This is a genomic window from Virgibacillus sp. W0181 (assembly GCF_051846915.1).
Classification (GTDB): domain Bacteria; phylum Bacillota; class Bacilli; order Bacillales; family Amphibacillaceae; genus JBPYCR01.
Genome location: NZ_JBPYCR010000023.1, coordinates 1 through 26,705, shown reverse-complemented (window position 1 = coordinate 26,705; position 26,705 = coordinate 1). Strand labels below are relative to the sequence as shown.

Annotated in this window: 22 protein-coding genes; 18 read left to right on the top strand and 4 right to left on the bottom strand. The window is 36.0% G+C overall.

Going from position 1 to position 26,705, the window contains the following annotated elements; all coding sequences use genetic code 11:
* Positions 1-137 precede the first annotated feature (137 nt).
* From ACLIBG_RS10770 to ACLIBG_RS10715, 12 genes are all read left to right on the top strand, one after another.
* Positions 138-920 carry an SDR family NAD(P)-dependent oxidoreductase gene (locus ACLIBG_RS10770; protein ID WP_439312766.1) on the top strand — a complete coding sequence of 261 codons (783 nt, stop codon included), beginning with the start codon at positions 138-140 and terminating at the stop codon, positions 918-920.
* Between the two features lie 303 nt (positions 921-1,223).
* Positions 1,224-2,048 carry a carbohydrate ABC transporter permease gene (locus ACLIBG_RS10765; protein WP_439312765.1) on the top strand — a complete coding sequence of 275 codons (825 nt, stop codon included), beginning with the start codon at positions 1,224-1,226 and terminating at the stop codon, positions 2,046-2,048.
* A gap of 26 nt (positions 2,049-2,074) precedes the next feature.
* Positions 2,075-3,367, top strand: coding sequence for an extracellular solute-binding protein (locus ACLIBG_RS10760; protein WP_439312764.1), 1,293 nt, complete (start codon positions 2,075-2,077; stop codon positions 3,365-3,367).
* A 61-nt stretch (positions 3,368-3,428) separates the two neighbouring features.
* Entirely contained in the window at positions 3,429-4,295 is an 867-nt protein-coding gene (locus tag ACLIBG_RS10755; protein ID WP_439312763.1) for a carbohydrate ABC transporter permease, read from the top strand.
* A 228-nt stretch (positions 4,296-4,523) separates the two neighbouring features.
* Entirely contained in the window at positions 4,524-5,426 is a 903-nt protein-coding gene (locus tag ACLIBG_RS10750; RefSeq protein WP_439312762.1) for a sugar phosphate isomerase/epimerase family protein, read from the top strand.
* Positions 5,427-5,459: 33 nt separating this feature from the next.
* The gene (locus ACLIBG_RS10745) at positions 5,460-6,263 is read left to right on the top strand and encodes an ABC transporter ATP-binding protein (protein ID WP_439312761.1); all 804 of its coding nucleotides are present in this window, start codon (positions 5,460-5,462) and stop codon (positions 6,261-6,263) included.
* Between the two features lie 21 nt (positions 6,264-6,284).
* Positions 6,285-7,106 (top strand): ABC transporter permease, encoded by an 822-nt coding sequence (locus ACLIBG_RS10740; RefSeq protein WP_439312760.1) that lies wholly within the window; start codon positions 6,285-6,287, stop codon positions 7,104-7,106.
* A gap of 47 nt (positions 7,107-7,153) precedes the next feature.
* A complete protein-coding gene (locus ACLIBG_RS10735; RefSeq protein WP_439312759.1) occupies positions 7,154-7,951 on the top strand; it encodes an ABC transporter ATP-binding protein in 798 nt (265 codons plus the stop codon).
* Positions 7,952-7,972: 21 nt separating this feature from the next.
* The gene (locus ACLIBG_RS10730; RefSeq protein WP_439312758.1) at positions 7,973-8,737 is read left to right on the top strand and encodes an ABC transporter permease; all 765 of its coding nucleotides are present in this window, start codon (positions 7,973-7,975) and stop codon (positions 8,735-8,737) included.
* Between the two features lie 39 nt (positions 8,738-8,776).
* Positions 8,777-10,099 (top strand): ArgE/DapE family deacylase, encoded by a 1,323-nt coding sequence (locus tag ACLIBG_RS10725; RefSeq protein WP_439312757.1) that lies wholly within the window; start codon positions 8,777-8,779, stop codon positions 10,097-10,099.
* Between the two features lie 53 nt (positions 10,100-10,152).
* Positions 10,153-11,331: an ABC transporter substrate-binding protein gene (locus tag ACLIBG_RS10720; protein ID WP_439312756.1), complete on the top strand. Its 1,179-nt coding sequence runs from the start codon at positions 10,153-10,155 to the stop codon at positions 11,329-11,331.
* Positions 11,332-11,862: 531 nt separating this feature from the next.
* Positions 11,863-12,879 carry a Gfo/Idh/MocA family protein gene (locus ACLIBG_RS10715; RefSeq protein WP_439312755.1) on the top strand — a complete coding sequence of 339 codons (1,017 nt, stop codon included), beginning with the start codon at positions 11,863-11,865 and terminating at the stop codon, positions 12,877-12,879.
* A 101-nt stretch (positions 12,880-12,980) separates the two neighbouring features.
* Here the strand turns inward: ACLIBG_RS10715 and ACLIBG_RS10710 are convergent, their stop codons facing one another.
* A complete protein-coding gene (locus ACLIBG_RS10710; protein ID WP_439312754.1) occupies positions 12,981-13,988 on the bottom strand; it encodes a Gfo/Idh/MocA family protein in 1,008 nt (335 codons plus the stop codon).
* Between the two features lie 156 nt (positions 13,989-14,144).
* Positions 14,145-14,909, bottom strand: coding sequence for an SDR family NAD(P)-dependent oxidoreductase (locus tag ACLIBG_RS10705; protein ID WP_439312753.1), 765 nt, complete (start codon positions 14,907-14,909; stop codon positions 14,145-14,147).
* Positions 14,910-15,326: 417 nt separating this feature from the next.
* Between ACLIBG_RS10705 and rlmH the strand changes: the two genes are divergently transcribed.
* The 4 genes from rlmH (at position 15,327) to ACLIBG_RS10685 (ending at position 22,555) form a co-directional block, all read left to right on the top strand.
* Complete coding sequence (gene rlmH, locus ACLIBG_RS10700) at positions 15,327-15,806, top strand: 23S rRNA (pseudouridine(1915)-N(3))-methyltransferase RlmH (protein WP_439312752.1); 480 nt, start codon at positions 15,327-15,329, stop codon at positions 15,804-15,806.
* Between the two features lie 909 nt (positions 15,807-16,715).
* Entirely contained in the window at positions 16,716-17,708 is a 993-nt protein-coding gene (locus ACLIBG_RS10695) for a virulence RhuM family protein (RefSeq protein WP_439312751.1), read from the top strand.
* A 394-nt stretch (positions 17,709-18,102) separates the two neighbouring features.
* Positions 18,103-20,910 (top strand): EAL domain-containing protein, encoded by a 2,808-nt coding sequence (locus ACLIBG_RS10690; RefSeq protein ID WP_439312750.1) that lies wholly within the window; start codon positions 18,103-18,105, stop codon positions 20,908-20,910.
* A gap of 1 nt (position 20,911) precedes the next feature.
* A complete protein-coding gene (locus ACLIBG_RS10685; RefSeq protein ID WP_439312749.1) occupies positions 20,912-22,555 on the top strand; it encodes a thiamine pyrophosphate-binding protein in 1,644 nt (547 codons plus the stop codon).
* 99 nt (positions 22,556-22,654) lie between these two features.
* Here the strand turns inward: ACLIBG_RS10685 and ACLIBG_RS10680 are convergent, their stop codons facing one another.
* Entirely contained in the window at positions 22,655-23,272 is a 618-nt protein-coding gene (locus tag ACLIBG_RS10680; protein WP_439312748.1) for a hypothetical protein, read from the bottom strand.
* A gap of 778 nt (positions 23,273-24,050) precedes the next feature.
* Between ACLIBG_RS10680 and ACLIBG_RS10675 the strand changes: the two genes are divergently transcribed.
* Both ACLIBG_RS10675 and ACLIBG_RS10670 read left to right on the top strand, forming a co-directional pair.
* Positions 24,051-24,476, top strand: coding sequence for a hypothetical protein (locus ACLIBG_RS10675; RefSeq protein WP_439312747.1), 426 nt, complete (start codon positions 24,051-24,053; stop codon positions 24,474-24,476).
* Positions 24,477-24,826: 350 nt separating this feature from the next.
* Positions 24,827-24,952, top strand: a complete 126-nt coding sequence (locus ACLIBG_RS10670; RefSeq protein ID WP_439312746.1) for an IS3 family transposase — start codon at positions 24,827-24,829, stop codon at positions 24,950-24,952.
* A 90-nt stretch (positions 24,953-25,042) separates the two neighbouring features.
* Here the strand turns inward: ACLIBG_RS10670 and ACLIBG_RS10665 are convergent, their stop codons facing one another.
* Positions 25,043-26,506: an aldehyde dehydrogenase family protein gene (locus ACLIBG_RS10665; RefSeq protein ID WP_439312781.1), complete on the bottom strand. Its 1,464-nt coding sequence runs from the start codon at positions 26,504-26,506 to the stop codon at positions 25,043-25,045.
* Positions 26,507-26,705: the final 199 nt, after the last annotated feature.

The following is a 26,705-nucleotide window of genomic DNA, read 5'->3' as shown; positions in this document are numbered from 1 at the left end:
TCAAAAGAGGAGTCTAAATGCTTTCACCACTTCTTCACTAGGGTAGCAATGTAAGAGTCTATGTAGTATAGCAACAGTTTGTACAAAGTTAAAAAATATATTATCCACGTTTAGCAATAGATAGGAGATGATTTTCAATGAATTCAAATAAAGGTTTAGCAATTGTCACAGGGGGCGGGAGTGGAATAGGTAAGGAAATTGCCCTACGGTTGGCACAAGATGGTTATGCTATAGGAGTTACTGGGCGGAATATGGATGCAGTCAACGCGGTTGTAGATGAAATTATACAACGGGGCGGTCAGGCGGAAGGTCATTTCATTGATGTTACAAAAAAGGCTACTATTACAGAGGCAATGGATTTTTTTGTGGATCAATATAGTGATTTAAAAGTGTGGGTTTCAAATGCTGGTGTTTCTACAATGAATAACTTTACGGAGCTGACTGAAGAAGAGTGGGATATAAATATGGATGTGAATACCAAAGGGGTATTCTTTTGTGGACAAGTGGCTGTAGAGCAGTTCCTCAAACAAAAAAAGGGAGGAAGAATCATTAATATAGCCTCTATGGCGGGTAAAAAAGGTAATGTACCGTTTCTTGCACATTATGTTGCATCCAAATTTGCAGCGGTAGGACTGACTCAGGCGATGGCTTATGAACTTGGAAAGCACAATATTACCGTAAATTCGGTTTGTCCCGGATATGTGTCGACTCCAATGCAGGAGAGAGAGTTAGAATGGGAAAGTTCCTTAAAAAATGTAACCGTGGAAAAGATAAAAGAATCTATGATAAGTGATACTCCATTAGGTAGAATTCAAACTTCCGGGGATGTAGCAAACGTGGTTTCATTCTTAGCAAGTGATGATGCTGGTTTCGTAACAGGAGAAGCCATATCAGTTAATGGAGGGGCATTTATGGATTAAAAGTTTAAATAACTCGGCTTTGCACTTTTAAATACTGATCAAAAAACTTTATATTCATGGGATTAAAATGTTGTAGGTACAATAACAAAAATGCCAAAGCAATCCCTCCGCTGGGTACTGACAAAAGTATTTCAAATCTAATGTCATTACTTAGCTTGAGATTTGTTTTAATGATTAGCCCATAAATTATCTAAATATTATGATTATGTATTAATGAACAGTTTTTTACAAGGTGACGCCTGTTCGTTTTTAGACCAAACAAGCGCTCACGAAGGGTTTTATGCGAAAGGGGGGTGTAAACAGATGAAAAGAAAAAAAAGAATTATGGATGTTTTTACTTACATTGCATTAACAATCATTTCACTAGTTTTTCTATTGCCATTACTGTGGATTTTAAGAACTTCACTAATTAAAAAGGTGGAAGCATATCAAATACCACCTAAATGGTTAGTCACACCTACCCTAGACAATTATCTAGCAGTCATTAATGATTCAACATTTTTCCATAATTTCACAAACAGCTTAGGGATTTCTCTAATATCTACAATATTATCATTGATTTTTGGCTCACTGGCGGCATATGGATTTGTAAGGTTACGCCAAGGAGGTGGAGACACGTTAAAAATATCTATCTTGGGAACTCAAATGCTGCCACCCATTGTGTTAGTAATTCCTATCTTTGTGTTAATTAAATCTGTTGGACTTTTAGACTCTTGGATTGCCTTGATCGCGACTTATATGACATTCAGTTTACCGTATGTTATTTGGTTGTTATTAGACTTTTTTGAGTCCGTTCCAAAAGAACTAGATGAAGCTGCAGAAATTGATGGAGCTTCAAAATTTAAAGGATTTATAAAAGTCGTTATACCAATCGCAGCCCCAGGTATTATATCAGCAGGAGTATTTAGTTTTATTATGGCATGGAATGAATTTATTTTTGCACTTGTATTAACTGGTACAAAGTCAAGAACATTGCCCGTTGCAATAGCAAACCTAAATACACATCAAGGCGTTATGATTGCTGAATTAAGTGCATCCGTAATCCTGATAGTTCTACCAGTTATTTTATTATCAATGTTTATACAAAAATATTTAGTAAGTGGTATGAGTTTCGGGTCTTTAAAATAGATGGGAACTCAATGAGGAGGGTTAAGATGCCAAAAAGATTTCTTGCTTTGATTCTAACGTTAATATTACTGACAGTCACTGCATGTAATTCTTCAACAAATAGTGAAAATGAAGACGCTAGTGAAGGGAAGCAGAAGTTAAATATATTGATGGAGTCACTTCCAGACACTGAATTTGTAGTAGAAATTGCTGACCAATTTACGGAAGAAACGGGAATTGAGCTCAATTTTGAAGTAATTACTTATGAAACAATGCATGAAAAATTAATTCCACAACTGACCGGTACGTCAAGTGATTATGATGTTATCGTTGTGGATAATTACTGGGTCGGTGAGTTTACATCTGCTGGTTGGTTGGAACCTTTAGATGAATATATTAATAAGGATGACTTTGACACAAGTGTCTACTTAGATTCAATGTTTAACATGGTAGGTCAGGTAGATGGAACTACTTATATGCTGCCGTTTTATAACTACGCTATGGCTTTAGTTTATAGGACTGATGTTTATGAGGATCCTGAATTAAAGAGTAAATATAAAGAAGAATATGGAAGAGATTTAGAAGTTCCGGAAAGTATTGATGAATACTTAAATATTAGTAAATTTATTACTAGGGAAACAAACGGTGAAATATACGGCTCTGCAATGCAAGGCTTAAGGCCAGATCCAATCACAATGGAATGGTTGAATTATCTGTTCAGTTCCGGTGGAAATTTCTTTGATGAGAGTGGAAAAGCAATAATTAATAACGAAGCTGGAGTTGAGGCATTAGAGCTATATATTGACAGTATGACAAATGCAGCACCCCCGGGAGCCAATGGTTTTGGTTTCGATGAGGCGTTTAACGTATTTGCTCAAGGAAATGCAGCATCTTTTGTTTCTTACAATTTTATGTTGCCTAAACTGAATAATCCAGATGAATCTCAAGTAGCAGGTAAAGTTGATATTAGCCATATACCGTTTGGAAAATCATTAAACGGTGGTTGGGGTTGGGGGATTCCACATAATGCGGAGGATAAAAACGCATCTTGGCAATTCCTGTCCTGGGTTGAATCCCACGATGTTGCAAAACAACGGGCGATGCTTGGTGGTTCACCTACACGATCGGATGTATTTGGGGATGAAGAAGTATTAGAAGAGTACCCTCATTTTAGCGAAGTACAAGATATTATAGCTACATCAGAAATGATACCAATTATTCCAGAAGCGCCTCAGTTAATTGAGATATTAGGTAGGGAATTATCGATTGCTGTTTCTGGAGATAAAACACCTCAAGAAGCGTTGGATACAGTAGCTGAAGAAATTGAACAACTTGATTAAAAAAATAATTGCTATAAAATCCCCCCTTTTATTAGAGGGGGGAAAATAGGAGTAGATGTAGGTGGCGTTTGAAAAAAGAAAACAAGAAGCAATATTTATATATCCTGCTTTAATAATCTTAGGGGTTATCGTTTTATTTCCGTTACTCTATGCACTTGTTACCAGTTTTTTTTCAACCTCACTCAAAGAGTCCGGACTTGGAAGTTTTGTTGGTTTAGATAATTACCTAAATGTATTCAAAAATGAATACTTCGCAAAGTCAATATGGGTTACATTTATTTTTACTGTTACAGTAGTGTTTTTTGAATTTATATTTGGATTTATTATAGCATTACTTCTTAACCGGAAGATTAAAGGAAAAAAAGTTTTCTTTACAATTATAATTACACCGATGTTGATTACTCCTGTCGCTATTGGTTTAATTTGGCGATTATTATTACATCCACAACTTGGTATTGTAAATTATGTGTTGAACACGATCGGGTTGTCTAGCCAAGCTTGGTTAGCGGATAAAAGCTTGGCATTAATGTCTGTTGTTTTAATAGATATTTGGCATCAAGTTCCTTTTATGGTTTTAATACTTCTTGCAGGTCTCGTCTCATTGCCAAAAGAACCTTATGAGGCTGCATTTATTGATGGCGCTTCTAGTATACAGACTTTTTTCCGTATTACTTTACCTATGATGATACCTACTATGGCTGTGGCTATTTTACTACGCACTATTAATGCATTAAAAACATATGACTTAATTTACATTTTAACTAAAGGTGGGCCTGGTTCCGAAACAGAAATTATTAGTTACCACATTTATAAGCAGGCATTCACGTTCCTTGAAACAGGTTATTCATCCGCTATGTCCTATCTATTATTATTTATTGTAGTAATCCTTAGTTTCTTATTTGTTAAAACAAGTAAAAGAGATTGGTGACATAAGGTTAGACCTTGGAAGGTAACAAAGCAATTCTAGGTCGTTGGGGGAGAATTTTAAAGGATTTTTAATTACATGTTATAGCAGCAAGAAGTATACAGTGTAGAGTGTTTACGACATTCTATACTATTTTGTTTTATACGTTTTTAACCCAGTGATGGAGAAAATTTCTTATCCAAGGAATATGTATGTTGTACAAGGAATATGTATTACAAGGGGGGCTTAAATATGGGGTATGATTTTAGGAAAAGTATAAACATATGGTCATTTGATGAGAATCTCAGTATTATCCAGTGTATGAAAATGGCCAAAAAAGCAGGGTTTGAAGGTATAGAACTTGTTCTAAATCGGGATGGTAATCTCAGTTTAGATAGTAATGATGACGAAATCTTAAGTTATAAGAATGCAGCTGAAGAAATAGGAATTAATATTACTAGTTTAGCAACGGGGCTTTATTGGCAGTACTCGATAACGAGTAATACAAAGCAAATTCAGGATAAAGCAAAAGAGATCGTCCGTAGGCAAATAGATATCGGTAACTTACTTGGTGTAGATTGCATATTAGTTGTTCCAGGGTCTGTGGGAGTAGATTTTAAGCCTAGCGAGGTTGTGCCAAACGCAAGAGACGATGATTTTTTTGCAGGTTCAGAAGTAATTGATTACGATATCGCCTATGAGCGGTCTGTAAAGGCATTCAAGGAATTAGCGCTATACGCAGAAGAAAACAAGGTGATTATTGGAATAGAAAATGTATGGAATAAGTTCCTATTATCGCCATTAGAGATGAGAGGGTTTATTGATGAAATAAATTCCCTATGGGTACAAGTATACCTTGATGTGGCAAATATGATGTTATATGGTTACCCAGAACATTGGATTAAAATATTAGGTACTCGTATAAAAGCGGTACATTTTAAAGATTATCGCACAGCTGCTGGTGGCTTATCAGGCTTTGTAGACTTGCTTGCAGGAGATGTTAATTTTCAGAAGGTAGTAAGCGAGCTAGAAAAAATAAACTATGCAGGATGGGTAAATGCGGAAATGACGCCAGCCTATAAACAATTCACTGATCAGATAGTCTATAATACGTCAGCATCAATGGATCGAATATTAAAACGTAACGTTACTTAACCTGAAACGGCTGTATAAAGGGAGTGATGAGGCTTGCAAGAACCAATAGTTAGTATTAAGGGGTTGTCAAAATTTTATGGTGCTAAAAATGAACAGCTTCAGGTAATTCAAGATATAAATATGGATATAGCAGATAAAGAGTTTGTCTGTATCCTTGGTCCAAGTGGTAGCGGCAAATCTACTTTTTTAAAAATTGTTGGTGGAATTCAAACCCCCACTACAGGAGAGATCACATTAGACGGTACAACATACAGAGAGGGAATTCCTTCTGATGTCCTTAATAAGTTTGGATTCGTTTTTCAAAATAGCAATCTATTACCGTGGCGAACTGCAGAACAGAATTTAAAATTAATTTTAGAAGTACATCGTTTAAAAGGTGAAGCGTGGTCGAATAGAGTAACTGAAATGCTGGAGACTGTTGGCCTTAAAGATTATATGAATGTATTTCCGCATGAGCTCTCCGGCGGTATGAAGCAAAGGGTAGGTATTGCTAGAGCATTAGTGCATAATCCGGAAATATTACTGATGGATCAACCATTCGGAGCATTGGATGCGATAACGCGTAAGATGCTAGGCTTTGAAATGCTAAACATTTGGAAAAGAACGAGAAAAACAATCATTATGGTCACAAACAATGTTAATGAAGCAATCTTGTTGGCCAACAGAATATTTATCTTATCCCCATTACCTGGAAGTGTAACACATGAAATTAATGTAGACATTCCGTTAGAGGAACGAGGGCCAAACATAGTAAAACTAAAAGAATATAAAAAACTTCAGTCTCAAATAAATAAAATTATTCGTATTGAAAACAAGCAAGAAAAAGCAATTTTATAAGTTAGAAGGAGCTGCAATTATATGAATACGAAGAATGAGCATAAGAAAGATAAGAAGGAAGAAAACGAACTTAAAGAAGTTAAGAATGGTAAAAGAAACATACAATTGAATGTAATATTGCCTATCTTAACATTTATTTCTTTGTACGCCGTTTTCGAGATATTTATTAGAGCAACTGGGGTTCCAAGAATAGTTCTTCCAACTCCTACCGCAATAATAACGGAAACAGTTCAGCGTTTTCCAGCAGATTTGTGGCCACATTTTCTAGTGACATTCAGAGTAATTGTGTTTGGGTTCATAATTGCAATTCCTTTTGGTATAGCTTTGGCAGCTGTTTTCTCTCAATTACCGATTGTCGTAAAAGCGACCACACCATTTATTATATTGCTAGTCGTTACGCCAGTTATTACGATTGTACCGTTGCTCGTTTTATGGTTAGGATCAGACCCAAACATTCGTATAATAGCCGTTGTTGTGCAAGCGACTCCAATTATAACTTTAAATACGTTATCTGGCTTTTCGAAAGTAGAAACAGCGAAATTAGAATTGATGAAATCGATAGGGGCTTCAAGGGCTCAAACATTTTTCAAAGTGACTTTTCCTAACGCATTACCGCAAGTTTTCACAGGGATAAAATTAGGATGTATATTCTCAACAATTGGAGCTATTAGTGCGGACTTTGTAGCAGGGAATGTTGGTTTAGGCTTCCGTATCCTTCAGTATTCAGGGGCAATTATGACGGAAATGGTATATGGAACGATTTTAATTGTTGCGTCCATAGGTATTATTTTGTATTTAATTGCAAGTTCTATCGAAAAGAGAGTTATTGTTTGGCGTAAATAGTCTACATCTAGACCAACACACTTACTAGCTATAAAGGAGGGAAATATGTGAGCGAACCTATTATTAAACTAAACAATATAACGAAGCATTTTCATACTAGGAGTCAAACGATTCGGGCCGTAGAAAATATAAATATGGACGTATATAAAGGTGATTTTGTCGCTGTTGTTGGTCCAAGTGGTTGTGGAAAGTCAACTATTATTAGGATGATTAACGATATTATTCAACCAACTGTTGGAGATATATTTATTAAGCAAAAGAGAATGAAAGGGAAAAAAACTGTAAAAGAATTAATTAAAAATATGGGTTTTATATTTCAGCAGCCAAACTTATTCCCGTGGTTAACAGTCAGACAAAATGTAGCATTACCTTTAAAAGTATTCGGTTATAGTGGGCAGAAATGGGAGGACAGTATCGATCAATTACTAAAAATTTTTGAATTGGATAAATATGCAGACTCCTATCCAATAGAAATATCTGGCGGTATGGTACAAAAAGTCGGGGTTATTCGTGCAATGGTACATGATCCGGAGATATTGTTAATGGATGAGCCGTTTGGTGCGTTGGATGAAATAACTAGAGAACAATTAAATTTAGAATTACTTGATGTTTGGAAAAAAACGAAAAAGACGATTATTTTTATAACTCACGATATTAAAGAGGCTGTATTGCTCGCATCTAAAGTATGTGTTATGGGCACAAATCCCGGTCGTATAATATCAGAGGTAGACATTGATCTTCCAAGACCTCGTAGTTTAGATATCGTAACTGATGAAAAGTTCATTCATTATGAAACAAAAATAACGGAACTTATTGGAGATGTTGAATTGAGTAAAATAAAGTAGGTGCAGAAGGGAGATCAAACATTGCACATTATTAGAGCTAAAACGTATGTAACGAATCTTTTGCCCCCAATTGTTATGTTTTTTATTATTTTTGGTTTGTGGGAACTTATGGTTGCTCAATTAGAGATTGAAAGATGGATTCTTCCAGGCCCTATCGCTATTTTTAAAACGATGATTGTCAGTTTTATGGATTTTTTACCACATATATTAGTAACGATTCAAACTATTTCTATCGGATTTATCATTGCAATACCATTAGGGATATTTTTAGCGGCGTTGTTATCAAATTACCAGTACTTAGATTTCTCCGTATCTCCTTTTGTCATATTATTAGTCACTACCCCTTTAATTTCTTTAGTACCCCTATTAATGATGTGGTTTGGTTATGGAATAAGTGTAAAAATTATGGCCGTTACTATTCAAGCGTTTCCGATAATTATGTTGAATGCTGCAACCGGTTTTATTAACGTAGATAATCTTAGATTAGAACTAATGAAGTCATTTGCTTCAACTAGGTCACAGACGTTCTTTAGAGCCGTATTTCCATCTGCATTATCGGATGTATTTACAGGAATCAAGCTAGGAGGTATTTTTGGAACAATTGCTGCTGTTACTGCTGAATTTGTAGGTGGAAACACTGGATTAGGAAGCCAAATTATAAAGTATACCCAATACATTAAAACAGAAGAGGCATTTGCTTGTATATTATTTGTTGCAATAATTGGGACGGTTTTATACGGCCTTATTTCACTAGTGGAAAAGTTAATTATTCGTTGGGAAATTTAATGGATTAATAGTATTTAAAATTATGTGGGAGGAATATTGATGACTTTTGATAAGCAAGCAGTTTTTGATTATATAGATAGACATAGAGATCAAATAATTGAATATGTACAAAAAATGGTAAGCATCCCGTCTATTAACCATACGATGGGAGGGAATGAAAAGGATGTACAAGATTGGTTAGCAAATAGCTTAAGAGAGTTTGAGTTCGACAAAGTGGATCAATTTGCTGTTGATGAAGAGAAGGTGCGCCCTAATGTAGTTGCAGTTATGAAAGGTAGTGGTGAAGGCAAGAGCATTATATTCAATGGTCATATGGACGTTGTACCAATTGCTAGGCCGGACGTGTGGCATGAAGATCCTTTTGATGCTGTGATTAAAGATGGAAAGATGTATGGCCGTGGGACTAGTGATATGAAAGGACCCATCGGAGCTGTGATCTGGGCTATGAAAGCCTTAAAAGATTGTAATATCGAATTAGAAGGTGATGTTCTCTTACAGGCCGTAACTGGGGAGGAATCGAACCAAGCAGAAGAAGTAGGAACCGTTCCTTGTTTAGAAAGAGGGTATACCGCTGATTTCGCAGTAGTATGTGAACCTACAAACCTTGAGTTGCATACATCATCTGTTGGTTTATTCTTTTTTGAATTAATTGTCGAGGGTAAAGCTGTGCATACCTCAGCTAGAAATCAAGTCATTTTTCCACAACCAGGAGGAGTTCCGAGTGGTTCCGAAGTAGGAGTAGATGCATTTAAAAAATCCTTACCTATTATAAACTACTTGTATTCATTGGAAGAACAATGGAATCATCGATGGAAAGACTCGGTTTTAGGAGCCGGTGGTAAGCCGATTAAAGACTCACAAGGAATTAGTTTATTTACTATAAATCCTTCATTAATAGAAGGTGGTGATTATTTAGGCGCGGTCCCTTCGCGTGTGAAATACACGTATAATGTTTGGTTTCCTGATCAGCTTGTATCAAAGGAAGAGGTTTGGGAAGAACTTAGAAAAGGCGTCAAAGCAATTAGTTCTACAGATGACTATTTAAGAGAAAATCCCCCAACTTTAAATATCCCAGTTTTTCAAGATTGGGCAGGATTTAAAGTTCCTGAAGAACATCCAGGGGTGCAAACGATGATTGGTTCCATCGAGGATGCAACAGGAGAACAAGCTATATTATCAGGGTTTAAAGCGGTTTGCGATGCAACATATCTAAATAAAAATGGTGTTCCCGCTGTTGTGTTTGGTCCTGGATCATTAAGTTGGTCCGTTCATGGGGATAACGAATATATCACTGTTGATAGTATTATTGAAGCCACAAAAGTGTACGCAAGTATGATGATCGATTGGTGTAATGATCAGTAAGGGAAAGTCTGTTTGGTCATATTACAATAAATTATTTTAAAGGGGATTGTACAATGAAAAAGTTTAAACTTTTTGGTAGTTTAATAATGATTGCTTTGTTAACTATGTTTTTAATTGCCTGTGGTGGGGATTCGAATAATACGGAATCAGAGGGAGAAGCGACGGAAACAGAAACGGCTGAACCAGAGGCGGAAGAGGCTGAAGAGGGTGAAGAAGAGGAAGCTACAGAGGATAGCGGAGATTTACAAGAAGTAAAATTAGTTGTACCCCGTACTGTAGAAGTACTTGATGATGCGCATGTGTGGTCAGCAATAAAAATGGGCTATTTTGAAGAGGAAGGACTAAAAGTTTCTATAGAAGAATCATTTGGTACAACAGATGTCAAAATGGTCTCTACCGGTAATGCGGATTTTGCACTTCCTGCACCAAACTTTATTCTAATGTCAATTGAAAATGAGCTGCCTATTAAAGCAGTTTTCCAAAATGATTGGATTAATATCTTTGGAATGGCAGTACTAGAAGATAGTGATATCGAAACGTGGGAGGACATGAAAGGAAAAACAGTCGCTCTTGGTGACGCGTCTTGGGAAGATATTATCAATCCAGTTGTTATCGCTGCAGGACTAGATCCTGATAAAGATTTAGAGTATGTTGTTGCTGGTGAAAATAGATTCCAAGCGGTTCAGGAAGGTGAAATAGATATTTTATTTACTTGGGTTGGAGAAGTTACAGAGTTACAAGGAAGAGGATTTGATTTTGAATATATTGATGGTAATGAAGTTTTACCATACGCATCGAACCCATTAGTAACAAGCTTAGATAATATAGAAAACAATCCAGAAATGGTTGAAGGCTTCGCTCGTGGACTTGCAAAGGGAATGTATTTCGTTAAAGAAAATCCGGAAGCAGCGGCAGACATCGTCCTTGGACAGTTCCCGTCAATTGATATAACGTGGGATGGTGCGGTCGGAGCTATGCTAGGTCGCGTGAAACAAGGATTCGGTATTAGTGAAGAGGAACAGCAAGAAAGAGTAGATGAAGGAATTGGTTTAGCTAGTGAAGAAAAATGGGGTTTAAATGTTGAGTGGGCACTAAAAACGGATTCAATTAAAGAAGAAATACCGTTAGACAGAATATTTACGAATGAATTTGTTGATACAAGTTGGGATCTGACTCAAGTTGAAGAAGATGCAGCAAACTATGAATTTAAAGTAAAAGACCAATACGAATAAGAGCTTAATAGCTAAAACCTATGCGGTATTATTAAGTCTCTCACCTATTCTGGTGGGAGACAAATATCGCTTTATTATTTTATATAAGGTCAGAAAGTATAAAGATTTGTTCATAACTGTCTAGCTTCGACGTACAGGATGTTCTAGTGCAGGCGGAGCCACAGGACGTGGCGTTCTAAGCCTGCTAGCCCAGAAACTAGGCGACTTCCTGCAGCGCCTTACGATAAAGAAGACTTGCCGATTGGCTTTAGACAGAGGCTTAGTCGCCCTTATGCCCTTGGGTGAAAGTCATCATCGATTCCATAAGGTAAGGGAGGGCCAACTAAATACGGCCTTTGCGGCCAACGTTGGCATACCCCTTTTGCAGGGGCATGATTCCTTTATCTAGGATGATTTGGAATGTTCGATTAAAACCGCCACTTTGCGTGGCAACATCGAACCACCAGCTTTGAGCTGGCGCAGTCGCTACGTTTCTAGGCAGGGCGCTTGCGCTTTTCTGTATTAAATATTCTTTACTGGAGGTAATCCGTTTTGCACAAAATAGGGATAATAGGTACTGGCCTAATTGCTTATAGTCATGCTGAGGCTATTAAATCTACTCAAAATGCGACTCTTGTTGCTGCTGCTGACATAGATAAAGATAAGGTAACCATGTTTTCTGAGAAATATAATTGCCGTTATTATACTGATGTTAAAGAAATGTTAGAAAGTGCAGAAATAGAAATAGTTATTATTTGCCTACCAACTTACTTACATGAAGAATATGTAAGCCTTTGTGCTACATACGGAAAACACATTCTATGTGAAAAACCGGTTGAAATGACAGTGGATGCGACTAAAAGAATGTTGGCCAATGTAAAACAGGCGAACGTAATCTTTATGGTCGGTCAAGTTGTTCGATTTTGGAGTGGGTATACAGAGATAAAAGAGTTGTATGAATCTGGCGAACTCGGGAATGTTTATATGGCATTTGCAAGTAGATGCTCCAGCCTACCCGATTGGGGAAATTGGCTCTTTGATCCTGAAAAAGGAGCTGGAGCTATTCAAGATATGCATGTACATGATGTGGATTTCTTGAGATATGTATTCGGAGAAATGGATTATGTTTATTGTCATGCAAATAAAGATGAAACTGGTTGCTGGAATCACGCAATGTCATCGATCGGATTTAAAAACGGAGCTAAAGCAGTAGCAGAAGCATCGTTTACTATGTCTGATAGTTATCCATTTACAATGTTTTTTAAAGCAGCCGGTACAAAGGCTACGGTTGAATTTTATTATAAAGCAGGAGAAAATATTGGACTAAGAGATTCCTCTTCAAGTGAAATTAGAATTTATCAGCATGGGAAAAAACCTGTTATTAAAACGCCTGAAAATTATGATGCATATGCAAAGGAAATGGAGTATTTCCTATCTTGTGTCGAAAAAGGTATACAGCCAGAGATGGTACCACATCATGAAAATCTAGAAGTAATGGAAGCTATTGAAAGCATTCGACTTTCTGCAGATACTGAAGAAGTTGTGTATCTACAACCACAACGGCAATGAACGATTAACGACAAGTTTGAAATGCAGGATTATTGTAAGGTGAATTAATAATGTGAGCATTAGTTCTAGACCATAAACTTCTAAGCAAAAAATAAATCCTATTAATTTACCTTTACTACACTTTTGGTTTCTAGTGATTTTAAACAAGCATCAATCACACGCATATTTTCAAAAGTATTATTAAAATCTAGAGCAACTCCATTATCCCCATTTATAATAGATTGGGATATATGCTCTACTTCACTTCTGTACTGATCTCCGTGACATGTTTCTAGTCTAGTCTTATTCCCCTTTTCTATAATGATATGCCCTTCTCCACCAAGAAGATCTGGGCGAAAAGCACGTGTGACAGTAATACTTCCTTTTGTACCAATTATCTTATAATCATGACGAACTGGTAAATTAAAGCTCGTATCAAATGTTGCTCTTATACCGTTAGGAAATGATAAATATGTGACTGTTTCCATATCTACTTCATATCTAGGGTCTTCAACAGCATGAACAAACACTGACTCTGGTTCTGTCTGCAAAATATGTCTCATTAGATGGATTGAGTAACAACCTAAATCATAAATAGTGCCGCCACCCATTTCCTTTCTCATTCGAATATTTGTGTTCTTATCTTCTTTTGTCATGCTGTATGAATGGCCCGACTGGATAAGTGAAACCTCACCAATTTCTCCCCTACCAATTATCTCCTTCACTCGTTTATGCTGGGGGTGAAAATAATACATAAATCCTTCCATAAATAAAACATTGTTCTCTTTAAAAACCATTTCTATATCACGTACCTCTTTGGCATTCATAGTAGCCGGTTTTTCACATAAAACATGTTTTCCTTTAATAGCAGCTTTAATCGACCATTCCTTGTGTAAATTATTTGGAATTGGAATGTAAACAGCATCAATATGCGAATCATTCAGTAGCTCCTCATAGCTTTGATACACTTTATCAATTGAAAATTGCTCGGCTATTTTTTTAGCCTTGTTGACATCACTACTAGTAGCGATTGCTGTTACTTCTGCATTTGTTGCACGAATGATTGCTGGTATCATTTGTTGTTGCGCAATATTTGCTGTGCTTAAAATCCCCCATCGAACCTTTTTCATATTCATACACTCCCATTTTTTGTAAAGCTAAATTTTAATATGGTTCTATAATTTCATTGATAAAAAAAGTAACATTGCTTAATTTTAACTTCCCAGCGTATTACTCACCGTCTCGAAGCCTTGTTGCATCTATATTTTACAAAAAGGATTAGTAAATTATTTAGCTATCATTCCACCATCGATAATTATTTTTGTTCCTGTGATATAACGCGATTCATCCGATGCTAGGAACAAAACTGTTTGAGCTACATCTTCCGCTGTGCCTAAATATCCTAAAGGTATACCTTTTTTAATTTCTGTTATTGATTCTTCATCTTCTGTAACTACTGAAACCATTGGTGTGTCGATATAACCAGGGTGCACAGAGTTTACTCGAATATTAAATTGGGCGAGTTCCATTGCTGCCCCTTTAGCAAGTAATCGATTAGCTCCTTTGGAAGTAGTATAATGAACACCTGCACCACCACCTATAATGCCAGCTACAGAAGAGATATTTATAATAGATCCACTACCAACCTTTTTCATTTCTGGAGCCACGTGTTTTATACCTATAAAGTTACTCGTTGTATTAACTTTTAAAAACTTATTAAAGCTTTCTAGATCAACATCATCGAATGAAGCAAACCCTTCTTCTCCACCGATACCTGCATTGTTAACTAATATATCAATTTTACCGAAGTTAGTAATAGCTTTACTAACCGTGTTTTCCCAATCAGTAACAACGGTAACATCATGTCTTAATGCAATCGCAACTTCACCATATTCATTGTTAATATCGGTAACGACTGTTTTCAGTAACTCTACCTGTAAGTCGGTTGCAATTACTTTAGCACCTTCTTTTGCAAATAAACGAGCTTCAGCGGCACCTTGGCCACTTGCAGCACCAGTAATAATGGCTACTTTACCAGATAATCTTTTCAAGTTATTCCCTCCATTAAAAGTAACTTATGGTCTCATCGTGTTAAAATGTATATGCTAGTTGACAATTATTAATTACTCCCCCAGTGTACAGCGAGGAGTAAGGACGTAATTTTCTTGATAATAAAACAACTCATAACAGCTTCATGTATAATGTGAATAATATAATAGAGTAGGACGAGCATCATCAATGGGGTAAGCTATTCGACTCTTAATACTTTAGATAGGGTTATCATGTATTATGAGTGGAGAATATACGAGTAGATAAAGCTTTCTACCATGGTTAAGTAGAAAAAGCCGATGGATAGAACGGTATAGTGTTCGCATGTTTTTCGATGATATAGAACCGTATCGGAAAAGTTCTCGTCTTTACACAATTCATGCGGTGATGCGAATTAAGAGTGAGAGGAAGACAATTATATGAACATCCATATTATTACGGTTGGGAAAATAAAGGAGAAATATTTAAAGCTCGGGATTGCTGAATTTGAAAAGCGTCTCCAAGCATATTGTAAATTGAAAATAGATGAAGTAAGTGATGAGCAAGCACCAGAACAATTAAGTGATAAGCAATTAACGCAAGTAATAGAAAAAGAAGGAGCACGTATTTTACAAAAAATAAAACCGACAGAATACGTCATTGCTTTAGATATTCAAGGTGCTAGTTGGTCGTCCGAACAATTTGCTAAGGAATTAGACAGGCTTGCAGTATCAGGGAAGAGCAGCATCGCCTTTGTTATTGGTGGATCTAATGGTTTAAGCGAGGAAGTATTGCAACGTGTTAATCAGAAATTGTCCTTTTCAAAAATGACATTTCCTCATCAACTCATTCGATTGGTGTTGTTGGAGCAGATCTACCGGGCGTTTCGGATTAATCGGGGAGAACCGTATCACAAATAGTGGTAAAACAGAGGGTGGAAATCGAGTTAAGTAAATTCGTATTAGAACAAATTAAATAATAAATTAATAGCCCCTAAGAATTTTACAACAAGTCCGAGGGGTTTTCCTTTTGTCTTAGAAAAAGATATTGATAGGGGAACAAACGTTCGCTATTTGTAAGACGATTCAATGTTTAAATGGTATAATAGTACACAGAGTAAAGTTGAAAAGGAAGGTAGAGCAATGTTAAATAAAATAAAAACTTTGATCTATCAACCAGAGGGAAGTAATACATCAGTAGAAGTTAAAATGGCAGATGAAACAGTTTGGATGCCATAGAAAGCAATTGCAACACTTTACCAAACCACTCCGCAAAATATAACAATTCATTTGAAAAATATTCGTAGAACTTTAGATTTACTGCACGATACTAGGAATTATATAGTTCAAAATAAAGAGGGAACTAGAAATGTAAGGAGGAAAGTTTTACATTATAATCTAGATATTATTTTTAATATTGCAATAAGAGGCCAATATTTTGTGGAGTTCAATAATCTTATTAATTTCGCACAAACAAATGGTGTAAAAAAGGAATTCTTAGTATTTATACCAATTAAAGAACGAAGATTTGGAGAAATGTTAAATAATTGTTTAGAAGGTATTGTTGATATTTATGGTCAATATAAAGTGAACAATTACATCGTTGATTTCTATATACCACAATTAAAATTAGTAATTTCAATATGATGAATAACATCACGAAAAACAAATAAAGGACGATAAAATACGCCAAGGATATGTTGAGAAAAAGTTAAGAGTTCAATTTAATGAGGGGAAGGAATTACAAGACTAAATCACATTATTAAGTTACTTTTAAAAAATGTACATTAGGATGTCGAAATTAATTTCAAATTCTTGGAGGTGCTGAAAATGAATAATAAAACAGATATCTTAATTTATCAAACAGAGGACGGAAACACAAAAATAGATGTTAGATTGGAAAACGAAACAGTTTGGATGACACAGAAGGCAATTGCCGAATTGTATCAATCGACTAAGCAGAATATAAGCCTCCATATAAAAAATATCTTTGAAGAGCAGGAATTAGATGAGAATTCAGTTGTCAAGTTTTACTTGACAACTGCAAAAGATGGCAAAAAATATAAAACAAAACACTATAACCTCGAAATGATTATCGCAATTGGCTATCGTGTTCGTTCCCACAGAGGTACACAATTTCGAAAGTGGGCAACAGAACGTTTGAATGAATATCTTGTCAAAGGATTTACAATGGATGATGATCGATTGAAAGAAATACGTAATTTTGGACAGGATTATTTCGATGAATTATTGGAACGAATCCGTGATATTCGTGCTTCAGAGAAAAGGTTCTATCAAAAGATTACTGATATTTACGCTACATCTGTCGATTATGATCCTAAAGCAGAAGTAACACAGGAATTCTTTGCAACGGTTCAAAACAAATTACATTTTGCAATCCATGGTAAGACGGCCGCTGAACTCATATCGGATAGAGCAGATGCAGAGAAAGAAAACATGGGACTTACTTCATGGAAAGGTGATAAAGTACGCAAAAGAGATGTTACTGTTGCTAAAAATTATTTATCTGAAAAGGAGTTAAAGTCGCTTAATCGAATTGTTACGATGTATTTAGATTATGCTGAGGATCAGGCAGAACGCCAACGCCCAATGTATATGAAGGATTGGATTGATAGACTAAATGCATTTCTGAAATTCAATGATCGTGATATTCTTGAAAATGCTGGGAAAGTCTCGAAAGCCATTGCAGATGAGATTGTGACTAAAGAATATGAGAGATATAATCAACATCGAATTGTTCAAAACACATCCGATGATGATTTTGATAGATTTATCGAGAGTAATAATTTGAAAAAGTATTGAAGTAAGTAATAAATCAGTAAGAGGAGACTATTATGGTCTCCTTTTATTCTATATAAAAATTAGGTGTGAACATATATATTACCACTGAACTAAGTTGAACCGTACCATAAGTAAATGCATTTTCCAAAAGATATTATTCATTATAAAGGTGAATATGATAGTGCATTAATGGGATCAGACCCGATTCGTGAGGTGAAGCGTGAAGCCGCTAAACAGGAATGCGGTGAGACAGTCACTATGAATTTACGAAGTTTAGTGCAAAAGAACCGTCCTCATGCACGATGTTATAAATATATATATTTACTTTTCAGAATAAATGGACATCGATGAGGTTAACTGTATAATTATGGTATACTAAAAGTCACACTATATTATTAAAAAGGGGTGGATCTATATGTCAGGAGAACAAACAAGATATTCCCGTCTTGCTAATATAACGAAAATGATCAATACTAAGCTCGAATTACGTGAAGTATTGGAGCAAGTGACAACTGCAATCTCTGAGGAAATAGTTCAATGTAATTCTGTTGGCATATACTTACCACAGGAAGATGGTTCATTTAGAGGGTATGTAGGTAAACCGGATTATATAAATGGTTGGACTCTAGATATGCATGTGATTGATACGGATTACGATTTACTAGCAAAAGAAGTCATTGAAACAAAGAAAACAATATATATTCCTGATACATCAAGCGATAATCGACCTGATCCACGTGCTGTTGAAGGATTTCAAATCAAATCTTTATTAGCTCTTCCCATTTCTTTTGAAGAAGAACTGTTTGGTCTTGTTTTTTTATTTGATTATGGCACACCTATGAATCTAACAGAAGATGAAATACAAACCGTTGAAGCATATGTCAATATGGCTGCGGTTGCTATACAAAATGCAAAAAATCTAACTCATAAAGAGCATCTCATTAAAGAAAAGCAGCTACTGCTTGATGCAACGCGAGATCTATCAATGTGTTCCTCTATGCAAGAGGCTGTTGATAAATGTTTCTTCTATTTAGGACAAGTTTTAGATACTTATAATACAGGGATTCATTTATTAGATCCCATTGCCGGTAAGAATGTTAAACCAGCAAAGTTAAGTAAGTGGAGTGACTGGACGGAGGCTGCGTGGCTCGAAACACATAATAAAATTAAAATAGACCAAAGCAATGATTTAGTCACTCAAGAAGTTTTCGAGACTAGAAAGGCTATTCTCATTCCAGATGTATTTAAAGATCATCGACCTAATCACGATGTTTGCCGTAATTTTGGTATCAAAGGCATACTAATGTTCCCATTAATCTCGATGGGTGAAATCTTAGGACAAATATCCGTTGTGAACCTTGATGATTCCGAATTTTTCTTTTCAAAAGCTAGATTGCAGCTAGCCCAGTCCATAATCGACGCAACCGCCTCAACTTTATCAAATCTTTTATATATGGAGAAACAAGAGGTCATTATAGAAGAGAGAACATCTGAAATCACAGTTAAAAACCAAGAGCTTGAAAAGGTAGTAACAGAATTACAACAACTTAGTCGGGAAAAGGAATTAATTCTCAACTCTGCAGGAGAAGGAATCTTTGGTCTAGACCTTAATCGAAGTATTACATTTTGTAATCCAGCAGGCGCCAATATGCTGGGATACAAAAATGAAGCCGAATTAATCGGGAAACCAGTATACGTGATCTTTCACAGACAAGAAACATTCCACACCAATAATAAAAAAACGAATAGAAAAGTAAATCCAAAATATTTTTTAAAGGAAGGTGAATTTTTTAAAAAAGATCATTCTAGTTTGCCCGTTGAATATGTCATCTCTCAAATAAAAGAAAACGGCAAAATTATTGGGGAAGTGGTCACGTTTAAAGATATAACGGAGAGAAAACAATTGGAAGAAGAGATTACTTTCCATGCGTATTATGATAGCCTCACCCAATTACCTAACAGAGTTCTCCTAAATGATAGGTTAACTCAAGGAATCATATACTCAAAAGAGAATAAGGAAAGGCTAGCCGTATTGTATTTAGATTTAGACCGCTTTAAATATGTAAATGATTCATTTGGCCATAGTTTTGGAGATCTTTTGCTTCGAGAAGTTGCGAATCGTTTACGAAATTGCGTCCCCGAAACAGCAACGTTATCACGACAAGGTGGGGACGAGTTTGCTATCTGTCTACCACATATTAACACTAAAGATGATGTTCTAAAAGTGATTAATTGTATTATTTCTACTTTTTCTAAACCATTTAGTTTGCTAGATAATGATATCTTTCTGAAAGCGAGTATCGGTATCAGTTTATTCCCAGATAACGGTGATACGACAGATGCTCTAATTAAAAATGCGGATACAGCCATGTATAAATCAAAAGAAACAACGGGCAATGGTTATTATTTCTTTAGTGAAAGTATGGAAATAAGAACCTCTGAAAATATTATGTTGGAAAATGCTTTATATAAAGCATTAGAAAGAGATGAACTATTTCTCCTATATCAACCTCAAATCAACTATAAAACAGGTCAACTAGAGGGCGTAGAAGCTTTAGTAAGATGGAATCATCCCGAGCATGGTCTAATCATGCCAGATAAATTTATTTCGATTGCCGAAGAAACTGGTCTCATTGTTTCCATAGGAGAGTGGATTCTGACTGAAGCCTGTAAACAGATAAAAGCATGGCATAATCAAGGTTTCCAGTTAAAAAGAATGTCTGTGAATTTGTCTGTTCGGCAGTTTGAACAAAACAATTTATTTTCTGTTGTTAAGAATGTATTAGATAAGGTAGAGCTGTCACCAGAGTATTTACATTTAGAACTGACAGAAAATCTTATCGTTAAAAATACGGAGTTAACCTTAAAAACAATGAAACAATTAAATGGGTTAGGTATTAAACTTGCTATCGATGATTTTGGCACTGGTTATTCATCTTTAGGTTATTTAATACACTTGCCAATTTCTACCTTAAAGATAGATAAAACGTTTGTACAAGAAATGACCGAAGATGAGGCAGCCATTACAAATACAATCATTACACTCGCTCACAATTTAAATCTGGAAGTCATCGCTGAAGGTGTCGAGACAAGAGAACAAGCAGAATTTTTATCTTCTCGAGACTGTTATTTGATGCAAGGTTATTTTTTCAATAAGCCCCTTAAGCCTGATCAAATATTAAAAGAATACCTTTCAAATATAAAAATATATAAGGAGAGTTAGAATGAAAATAGCTAGACTTTTATTGGAGTACTTAAAGATGAATGGAGTAAAGTATATTTTTGGCATTCCAGCGGGCTCCGTTAATGCTATTTTTGATGAGTTGAACGACGTGCCCGAGATTACGCCAATTGTAACAAAACATGAAGGTGCAGCTTCATATATGGCTGCCGCTTATGCAAAATACACAAATCAGTTAGCTGTATCTATCGGTTGCAGTGGCCCTGGCGCGACAAATCTTGTGACAGGTGCTGCAAACGCCATGCGTGAGCATTTACCCATTTTATTTATTACGGGATCTGTACCATTGAATACAATGGGGTTAAATTCTTCTCAAGAACTAGATGTTGCACCAGTATTTTCGCCTGTTACAAAATATAGCACTTTAGTTAAAGACGCCAAAGACTTTTTGGATGAAGTCGTAAAAGCATGTGAAATTGCGATAGATGGTGTGCCAGGCCCCGTACATATTGCGATCCCAATCGATCTCCAACATGAAATAATGAATGATATTAACATCCCAGCTCCCGCAAAGAGAGCAGACATGATCACTGATCGCAACACCATTAAAGACGTTGCAAAGGAATTATTAAATAGAAAAACAGGCTATATTTTTATTGGACAAGGGGCAAGACATTCAATTCAGCATGTCCTAGAGTTAGCAGAGATGCTTAATTGGCCTATCCTAACGACACCTGTGGCCAAAGGATTCATCCCAGAATCGCACCCACTTCTTAAGGGTGTTTTCGGCTTTGCTGGACATGAAGAACCTTCCGATCTAATCACTGAAGGGGATGGAGAGGTCTTATTCATCGTTGGGTCAAGCTTAGGAGAAACAGCAACAAATAACTATAATGTAAATCTAACGAAAAATCGTTTTACCATCCAAATGGATTTTGACGAATCTGTGTTTAATCGAAAATATACGATAGATTTACCTGTTCTCGGTGATATTAATTTAAGTTTAGCATCACTTATAGAGGAATTGAAAGTTGCCGGCCTTACAAGAAAAACGGTTGATTATGTCGTTAATCATAAAGAAGATATCGAAGGCATGACAGAGGAGTATAATACAATCAATGTCCTACTCAAACTTCAAAAACATTTGCCGTCTTCAACTAGATATACAATTGATATCGGCGAATTTATGTCTTATGTAATTCACAATATGAAGGTTTTGGATTATTCGACATTTGATATTAATGTACATTTTGGCGCTATGGGAAGTGGTATCGGAACTGCAATTGGTTCACAATTAGCTGAACCAGAACGACCTACTGTATGTATTACAGGTGATGGTTGCTTCTTCATGCACGGGATGGAGATCTTAACTGCCAAAGAATACAACTTGCCAATTCTATTTGTAGTGATGAATAATGCTCGTTTAGGAATGGTATATCATGGACATTCATTGCAATTCCAGCGGACACACTCATCGTTTGAGCAAGAGCCCATTCATATTTGCGCATTAGCTGAGGCTATGAATATCCCAGCTTATCGAGTAGACAATATGCAAGATCTGAACGCAGACTTACTGAATAACTTCAAACATTTAAATGGACCTGCTGTTTTAGAAATAGCTTTAGTCGATAATAATACACCTCCATTAGGCGACAGAGTGAAGTTTTTGTCTTCCTTTGGAAAATAATAGACGAAGAAATTCTGAGGAAAAAATAAAATCAAATAGAAAAGGGATATCCCTCTTCTATTTGGTTTTTTAAAAAGATAGATGCATTCAATTTGTCTATTACAAATGTGAAAATGACTTACGAATAACCTTAACAATCGTTTCCATTGTTTTACCTTTAAAGCGATCAGAAACGGCTTCACCATCAGGATTTATGTAATAGTAACCACCCATTTCCTCATCGTAAATATATCCTAAATCACTTAAATCACTTAAGATTTCCTGGAAATTAATTGGAGGTTCCGCCGATTTAATCTGTTCTGTTAAATAAGTTGTAGGATACACTTTTACATCATCATCACCAGTGCCAGTATGTACAACAATTAGGTCTTTTTTATGGTGAACAACCCAGTGTTCCTTTGAATATAAAGAAATCCTCTTCCCTTCTAAGGACGAGATCGCATCTAAATTAACTCCGAAAATGTCATTGATCATCCAACGGATATGGGCGCCTGTCATTTCCTCATCATATTGATTGAGATAAGAATCAATCAATATTCTAGCAGATACATTGTCATCCGGTATCGGAAACGCATCTACAACATTACCTTTTGCTAATATAGGTATCTCATCTAAATTTATCCCAAAAATCATATGTACAATCTGACAAATCACAGAAGTACTTATTGTACCTTCATATGATACTAGATATTGATCCATCATTTCTGATTTCGACATGTTGAAGTTCCCCCCTTGGAAAAATAATACTTCCCATTTTAAATCATCGTAGCACCGCACTTACTTATGGTCGTTAATAGGTAAAAAATGAATAAACGTTGCTCGTTAAATAATCTCTCTATTTTAATTATACCTCTATTTTTTAAAAAGCGGAACTTCAATCAGTAATGTATTAATAAAGTTGGGAAGTTTTCCATCGTTCAAATTGGTTATTTTCACCTACTAAGAGCATTACATGGACTTTCTATCTAATCATATCGTTATTAAATATGGAAACTAGTAATAGATAGACCTCTCATACCATCTGGGGGATCCGTTTTTTAATAAGATAAGAATGTATAAAATTTGTCGCATATCTGTCTAGCTTCAGCGCCCAGAAACTAGGCGACTTCCCACAGCGCCTTACGATAAAGAAGACTTGTCGATTGGCTTTAGACAGAGGCTTAGTCGCCCTTATGCCCTTGGGTGAAAGTCATCATCGATTCGCGGTGCTCATCGTGATTTCTTTATCTCAGTTGCTTTGGTCCACTCGCTAAGTTTCTAGGCGGGGCGCTTGCGCTTTTCTTATAATGTTAATTTTAAACTTCCATTTCTTGAGCTGTTTTATAAGCTATACTGCCATGGATTCGTTGACGGTTGTACCAACCTTCAATATATTGATTTAGATCCAATCTATAATTAGACTCCAATCTTTACTGGATTATAAAGTAACTTTATAATTAAATTAAATATGTCTTACAGTGCTTAAGAAAATTTGCTACAAAGGAGGGTGAATGAGATGGGACAGAAAAATGGTAGTTCACAAAAAGATTCTACCCTAGTTCGTGACACTTTTAATTTTTTACAGGGTGAAAATATAGATGTTTCATTAGAACACTTAAAAAACTTAATCCAAAATGCTCCTTTTGTTAAAGAGTTATTCATAAAGATAACTGACACAACAGAAAAATCTAGTCAAAATGTGTTTGATGTAATTAAAAAAGTTACATCGATTTATGAAGATGAGTTAAAAAGAGAAGACCTTACGTATGATCAAAGAATGAATATTTATAACCGAATTGATCAACATGCAATTAACGCTATGAAACAAGATGACAGTAATAAACGCTTTATTGCAGGAGTTGCTGGTGTGCTAATTACTTCAGCAGTTGGTGGCGCAATAAAATTTGGACCTAAAATAATTAAATCCGTAATTAAAAAATAATATAAATAAAAATGAAATTAATGTCCTTCCTTTTAACCCTATGGAGGTTTATCGTACTATACGAAACTCTTTTTTTCTTCAAGCAAACAGAATCTGGCAATGGCGAATGTGAATTTCCCATTTGAAAAACACACGCATTTATTGTGGAGACAGTAAACCAACCCCATCAAAAGGTAAAATCCTATGGAGAAGCAAATTAACCGAAGTTGACAGCTTTTTCTTTGGAAAGATATCCGAACCTAAAAGCAGCCGGTGGCAGTAAAAAATCATAAGAGCGAGATAGCAGATAACGAGGCTAGCCCAGTGGTCTTTTGACAAGGGGCTGGCCCCGCATCAATTTTAGAGATAGAGTGGAAGGCACCGAGGAATTAGTTGATTCTATTACAGATTGCATTCGCTTTTATAACGAAGATCATCTTCAGGCAAAAATTAACGGCCTCAGCCCCATGGAATTTAGGGCTAAAGCCGACGCATAGTTTCATATACTTCTACTATCTACTTGACAGGATGCAGTTCATTTTCTACTAATAGGCTACATTCCAACATAGGAGATAGAGTTTTTTTATTTAAGAATAAGGGTATTGTCTTGGCTTATGTTGAACAGAGATCCACTGTGTTGTCGTGAAAGCATCAAGACTCCATTTCCCGTTAAGTCGACCAATTCCTGAATTTTTGACACCACCGAAAGCAACTGTTGGGTCATCGTCAATAGAACCGTCATTGATGTGAATCATGCCTGTATAGACCTGTTTGGCAAGTTCTGTTCCTCTTTCAACATCGTTTGTATGAAGTGCACCACTTAAACCGTAAGGACTGTTATTTGCAACTTCTACGGCTTCTTCATCACTTGATACTTTTAAGATTGAAACTACTGGAGCAAAGAATTCTTCTTGGATATAAGACATGTCTGGCTTAACATCGGCAAACACAACCGGTTTAAAAACGTTGCCTTCAATACCCCCGTTAACTATAGGTGTCGCTCCTTCCTCAATCGCTTGATCGACAAGTTTTTGAGTGTTTTCGACTTGTTTTTTATTAATTAAAGGTCCTATAATTGTTTCCGGATCTTGTGGATCACCACATTTAAGCTCTGACACTTTGTTCGTGAATTTTTCAACGAATTCATCATAAATTGCTTCAGGTAAAATAATACGATTACTAGACATACAGATTTGCCCTTGATGTGTGAATCGGCTAAAAACTGCTGCACTTACGGCAAGATCAATATCGGCATCATCTAACACGATAAATGCATTATTACCGCCTAGCTCGAGATGGGCTTCTTTTAGGTTACGCCCAGCGACTTCTCCGATATGCTTTCCTACAGGCGTTGAACCTGTGAAAGATATCGACTGAGGGATAGGGTGATCAACGAGTGAATCACCAATCTCCGAAATTTCTGTTGAAATAACATTTAAAAGCCCTTTAGGTAATCCAGCCTCTTCAAAGATCTTAGCGATCATCGTTCCACCCGTTATCGTCGTATCTTCATGGGGCTTTAAAACCACGCCATTGCTTGATGCTAATGCTGGTGCCACGGATTTTACTGATAAGAAGAATGGAAAATTAAACGGACTGAGTACCCCTACGACACCAAGCGGTTTACGATACACTCGGTTTTCCTTATGCTCATCTGTAGCAGACGGATGAATACTACCCACCATACGAGCTGGAAATGTGGAAGCTTCTTTAATCATATTAATGACTAACCCTACTTCAAAGTCTGCTTTTAACTTGGTTGCTCCAAGTTCCTCCATAATGATTTTAGCAATATCATCGTTATTTTCTTCTATATAAAACACGGCATTTTCCATTATCTCGCGTTTTTTAATAGAGCTAACCTTTTCCCAATCTCGTTGTGCTTTAGCTGCTGCTTGATACGCTTCATCTACATCGGATTTGCTTGCGGCATGAGTAGTTGCAATTAGATCGTCATTATATGGATTTTTGTTCTCCATTTTTTGTTGACTTGATCCATCTCGCCACTCACCACCAATATATTGACTTTCCAATTTTTTAAAATTAACCATAACCACTAGCGTTGCATTAATTAAAACAAACAATTGTTAATATTCCCAATGATCAGTAATTTGCTTTTTATTCAATAAAAAATCCTTTATAATGGAGAGACAGGTGGTTCCTGTCCAAATCCCATTACAAAGGATAACAGATATGGACAAGAATACACGAAAATCTTCATTTGGTAAATGGATAAGCCCTATTAATTTT

What these genes read in the sequence shown, in the direction of transcription:
- rlmH (WP_439312752.1), top strand. Translation starts at nt 15,327, where the DNA reads ATGAACATCCATATTATTACGGTTGGGAAAATAAAGGAGAAATATTTA.
- ACLIBG_RS10720 (WP_439312756.1), top strand. Translation starts at nt 10,153, where the DNA reads ATGAAAAAGTTTAAACTTTTTGGTAGTTTAATAATGATTGCTTTGTTA.
- ACLIBG_RS10675 (WP_439312747.1), top strand. Translation starts at nt 24,051, where the DNA reads ATGGGACAGAAAAATGGTAGTTCACAAAAAGATTCTACCCTAGTTCGT.
- ACLIBG_RS10740 (WP_439312760.1), top strand. Translation starts at nt 6,285, where the DNA reads ATGAATACGAAGAATGAGCATAAGAAAGATAAGAAGGAAGAAAACGAA.
- ACLIBG_RS10710 (WP_439312754.1), bottom strand. Translation starts at nt 13,988, where the DNA reads ATGAAAAAGGTTCGATGGGGGATTTTAAGCACAGCAAATATTGCGCAA.
- ACLIBG_RS10690 (WP_439312750.1), top strand. Translation starts at nt 18,103, where the DNA reads ATGTCAGGAGAACAAACAAGATATTCCCGTCTTGCTAATATAACGAAA.
- ACLIBG_RS10760 (WP_439312764.1), top strand. Translation starts at nt 2,075, where the DNA reads ATGCCAAAAAGATTTCTTGCTTTGATTCTAACGTTAATATTACTGACA.
- ACLIBG_RS10665 (WP_439312781.1), bottom strand. Translation starts at nt 26,506, where the DNA reads ATGGTTAATTTTAAAAAATTGGAAAGTCAATATATTGGTGGTGAGTGG.
- ACLIBG_RS10765 (WP_439312765.1), top strand. Translation starts at nt 1,224, where the DNA reads ATGAAAAGAAAAAAAAGAATTATGGATGTTTTTACTTACATTGCATTA.
- ACLIBG_RS10725 (WP_439312757.1), top strand. Translation starts at nt 8,777, where the DNA reads ATGACTTTTGATAAGCAAGCAGTTTTTGATTATATAGATAGACATAGA.
- ACLIBG_RS10770 (WP_439312766.1), top strand. Translation starts at nt 138, where the DNA reads ATGAATTCAAATAAAGGTTTAGCAATTGTCACAGGGGGCGGGAGTGGA.
- ACLIBG_RS10750 (WP_439312762.1), top strand. Translation starts at nt 4,524, where the DNA reads ATGGGGTATGATTTTAGGAAAAGTATAAACATATGGTCATTTGATGAG.
- ACLIBG_RS10695 (WP_439312751.1), top strand. Translation starts at nt 16,716, where the DNA reads ATGAATAATAAAACAGATATCTTAATTTATCAAACAGAGGACGGAAAC.
- ACLIBG_RS10685 (WP_439312749.1), top strand. Translation starts at nt 20,912, where the DNA reads ATGAAAATAGCTAGACTTTTATTGGAGTACTTAAAGATGAATGGAGTA.
- ACLIBG_RS10680 (WP_439312748.1), bottom strand. Translation starts at nt 23,272, where the DNA reads ATGTCGAAATCAGAAATGATGGATCAATATCTAGTATCATATGAAGGT.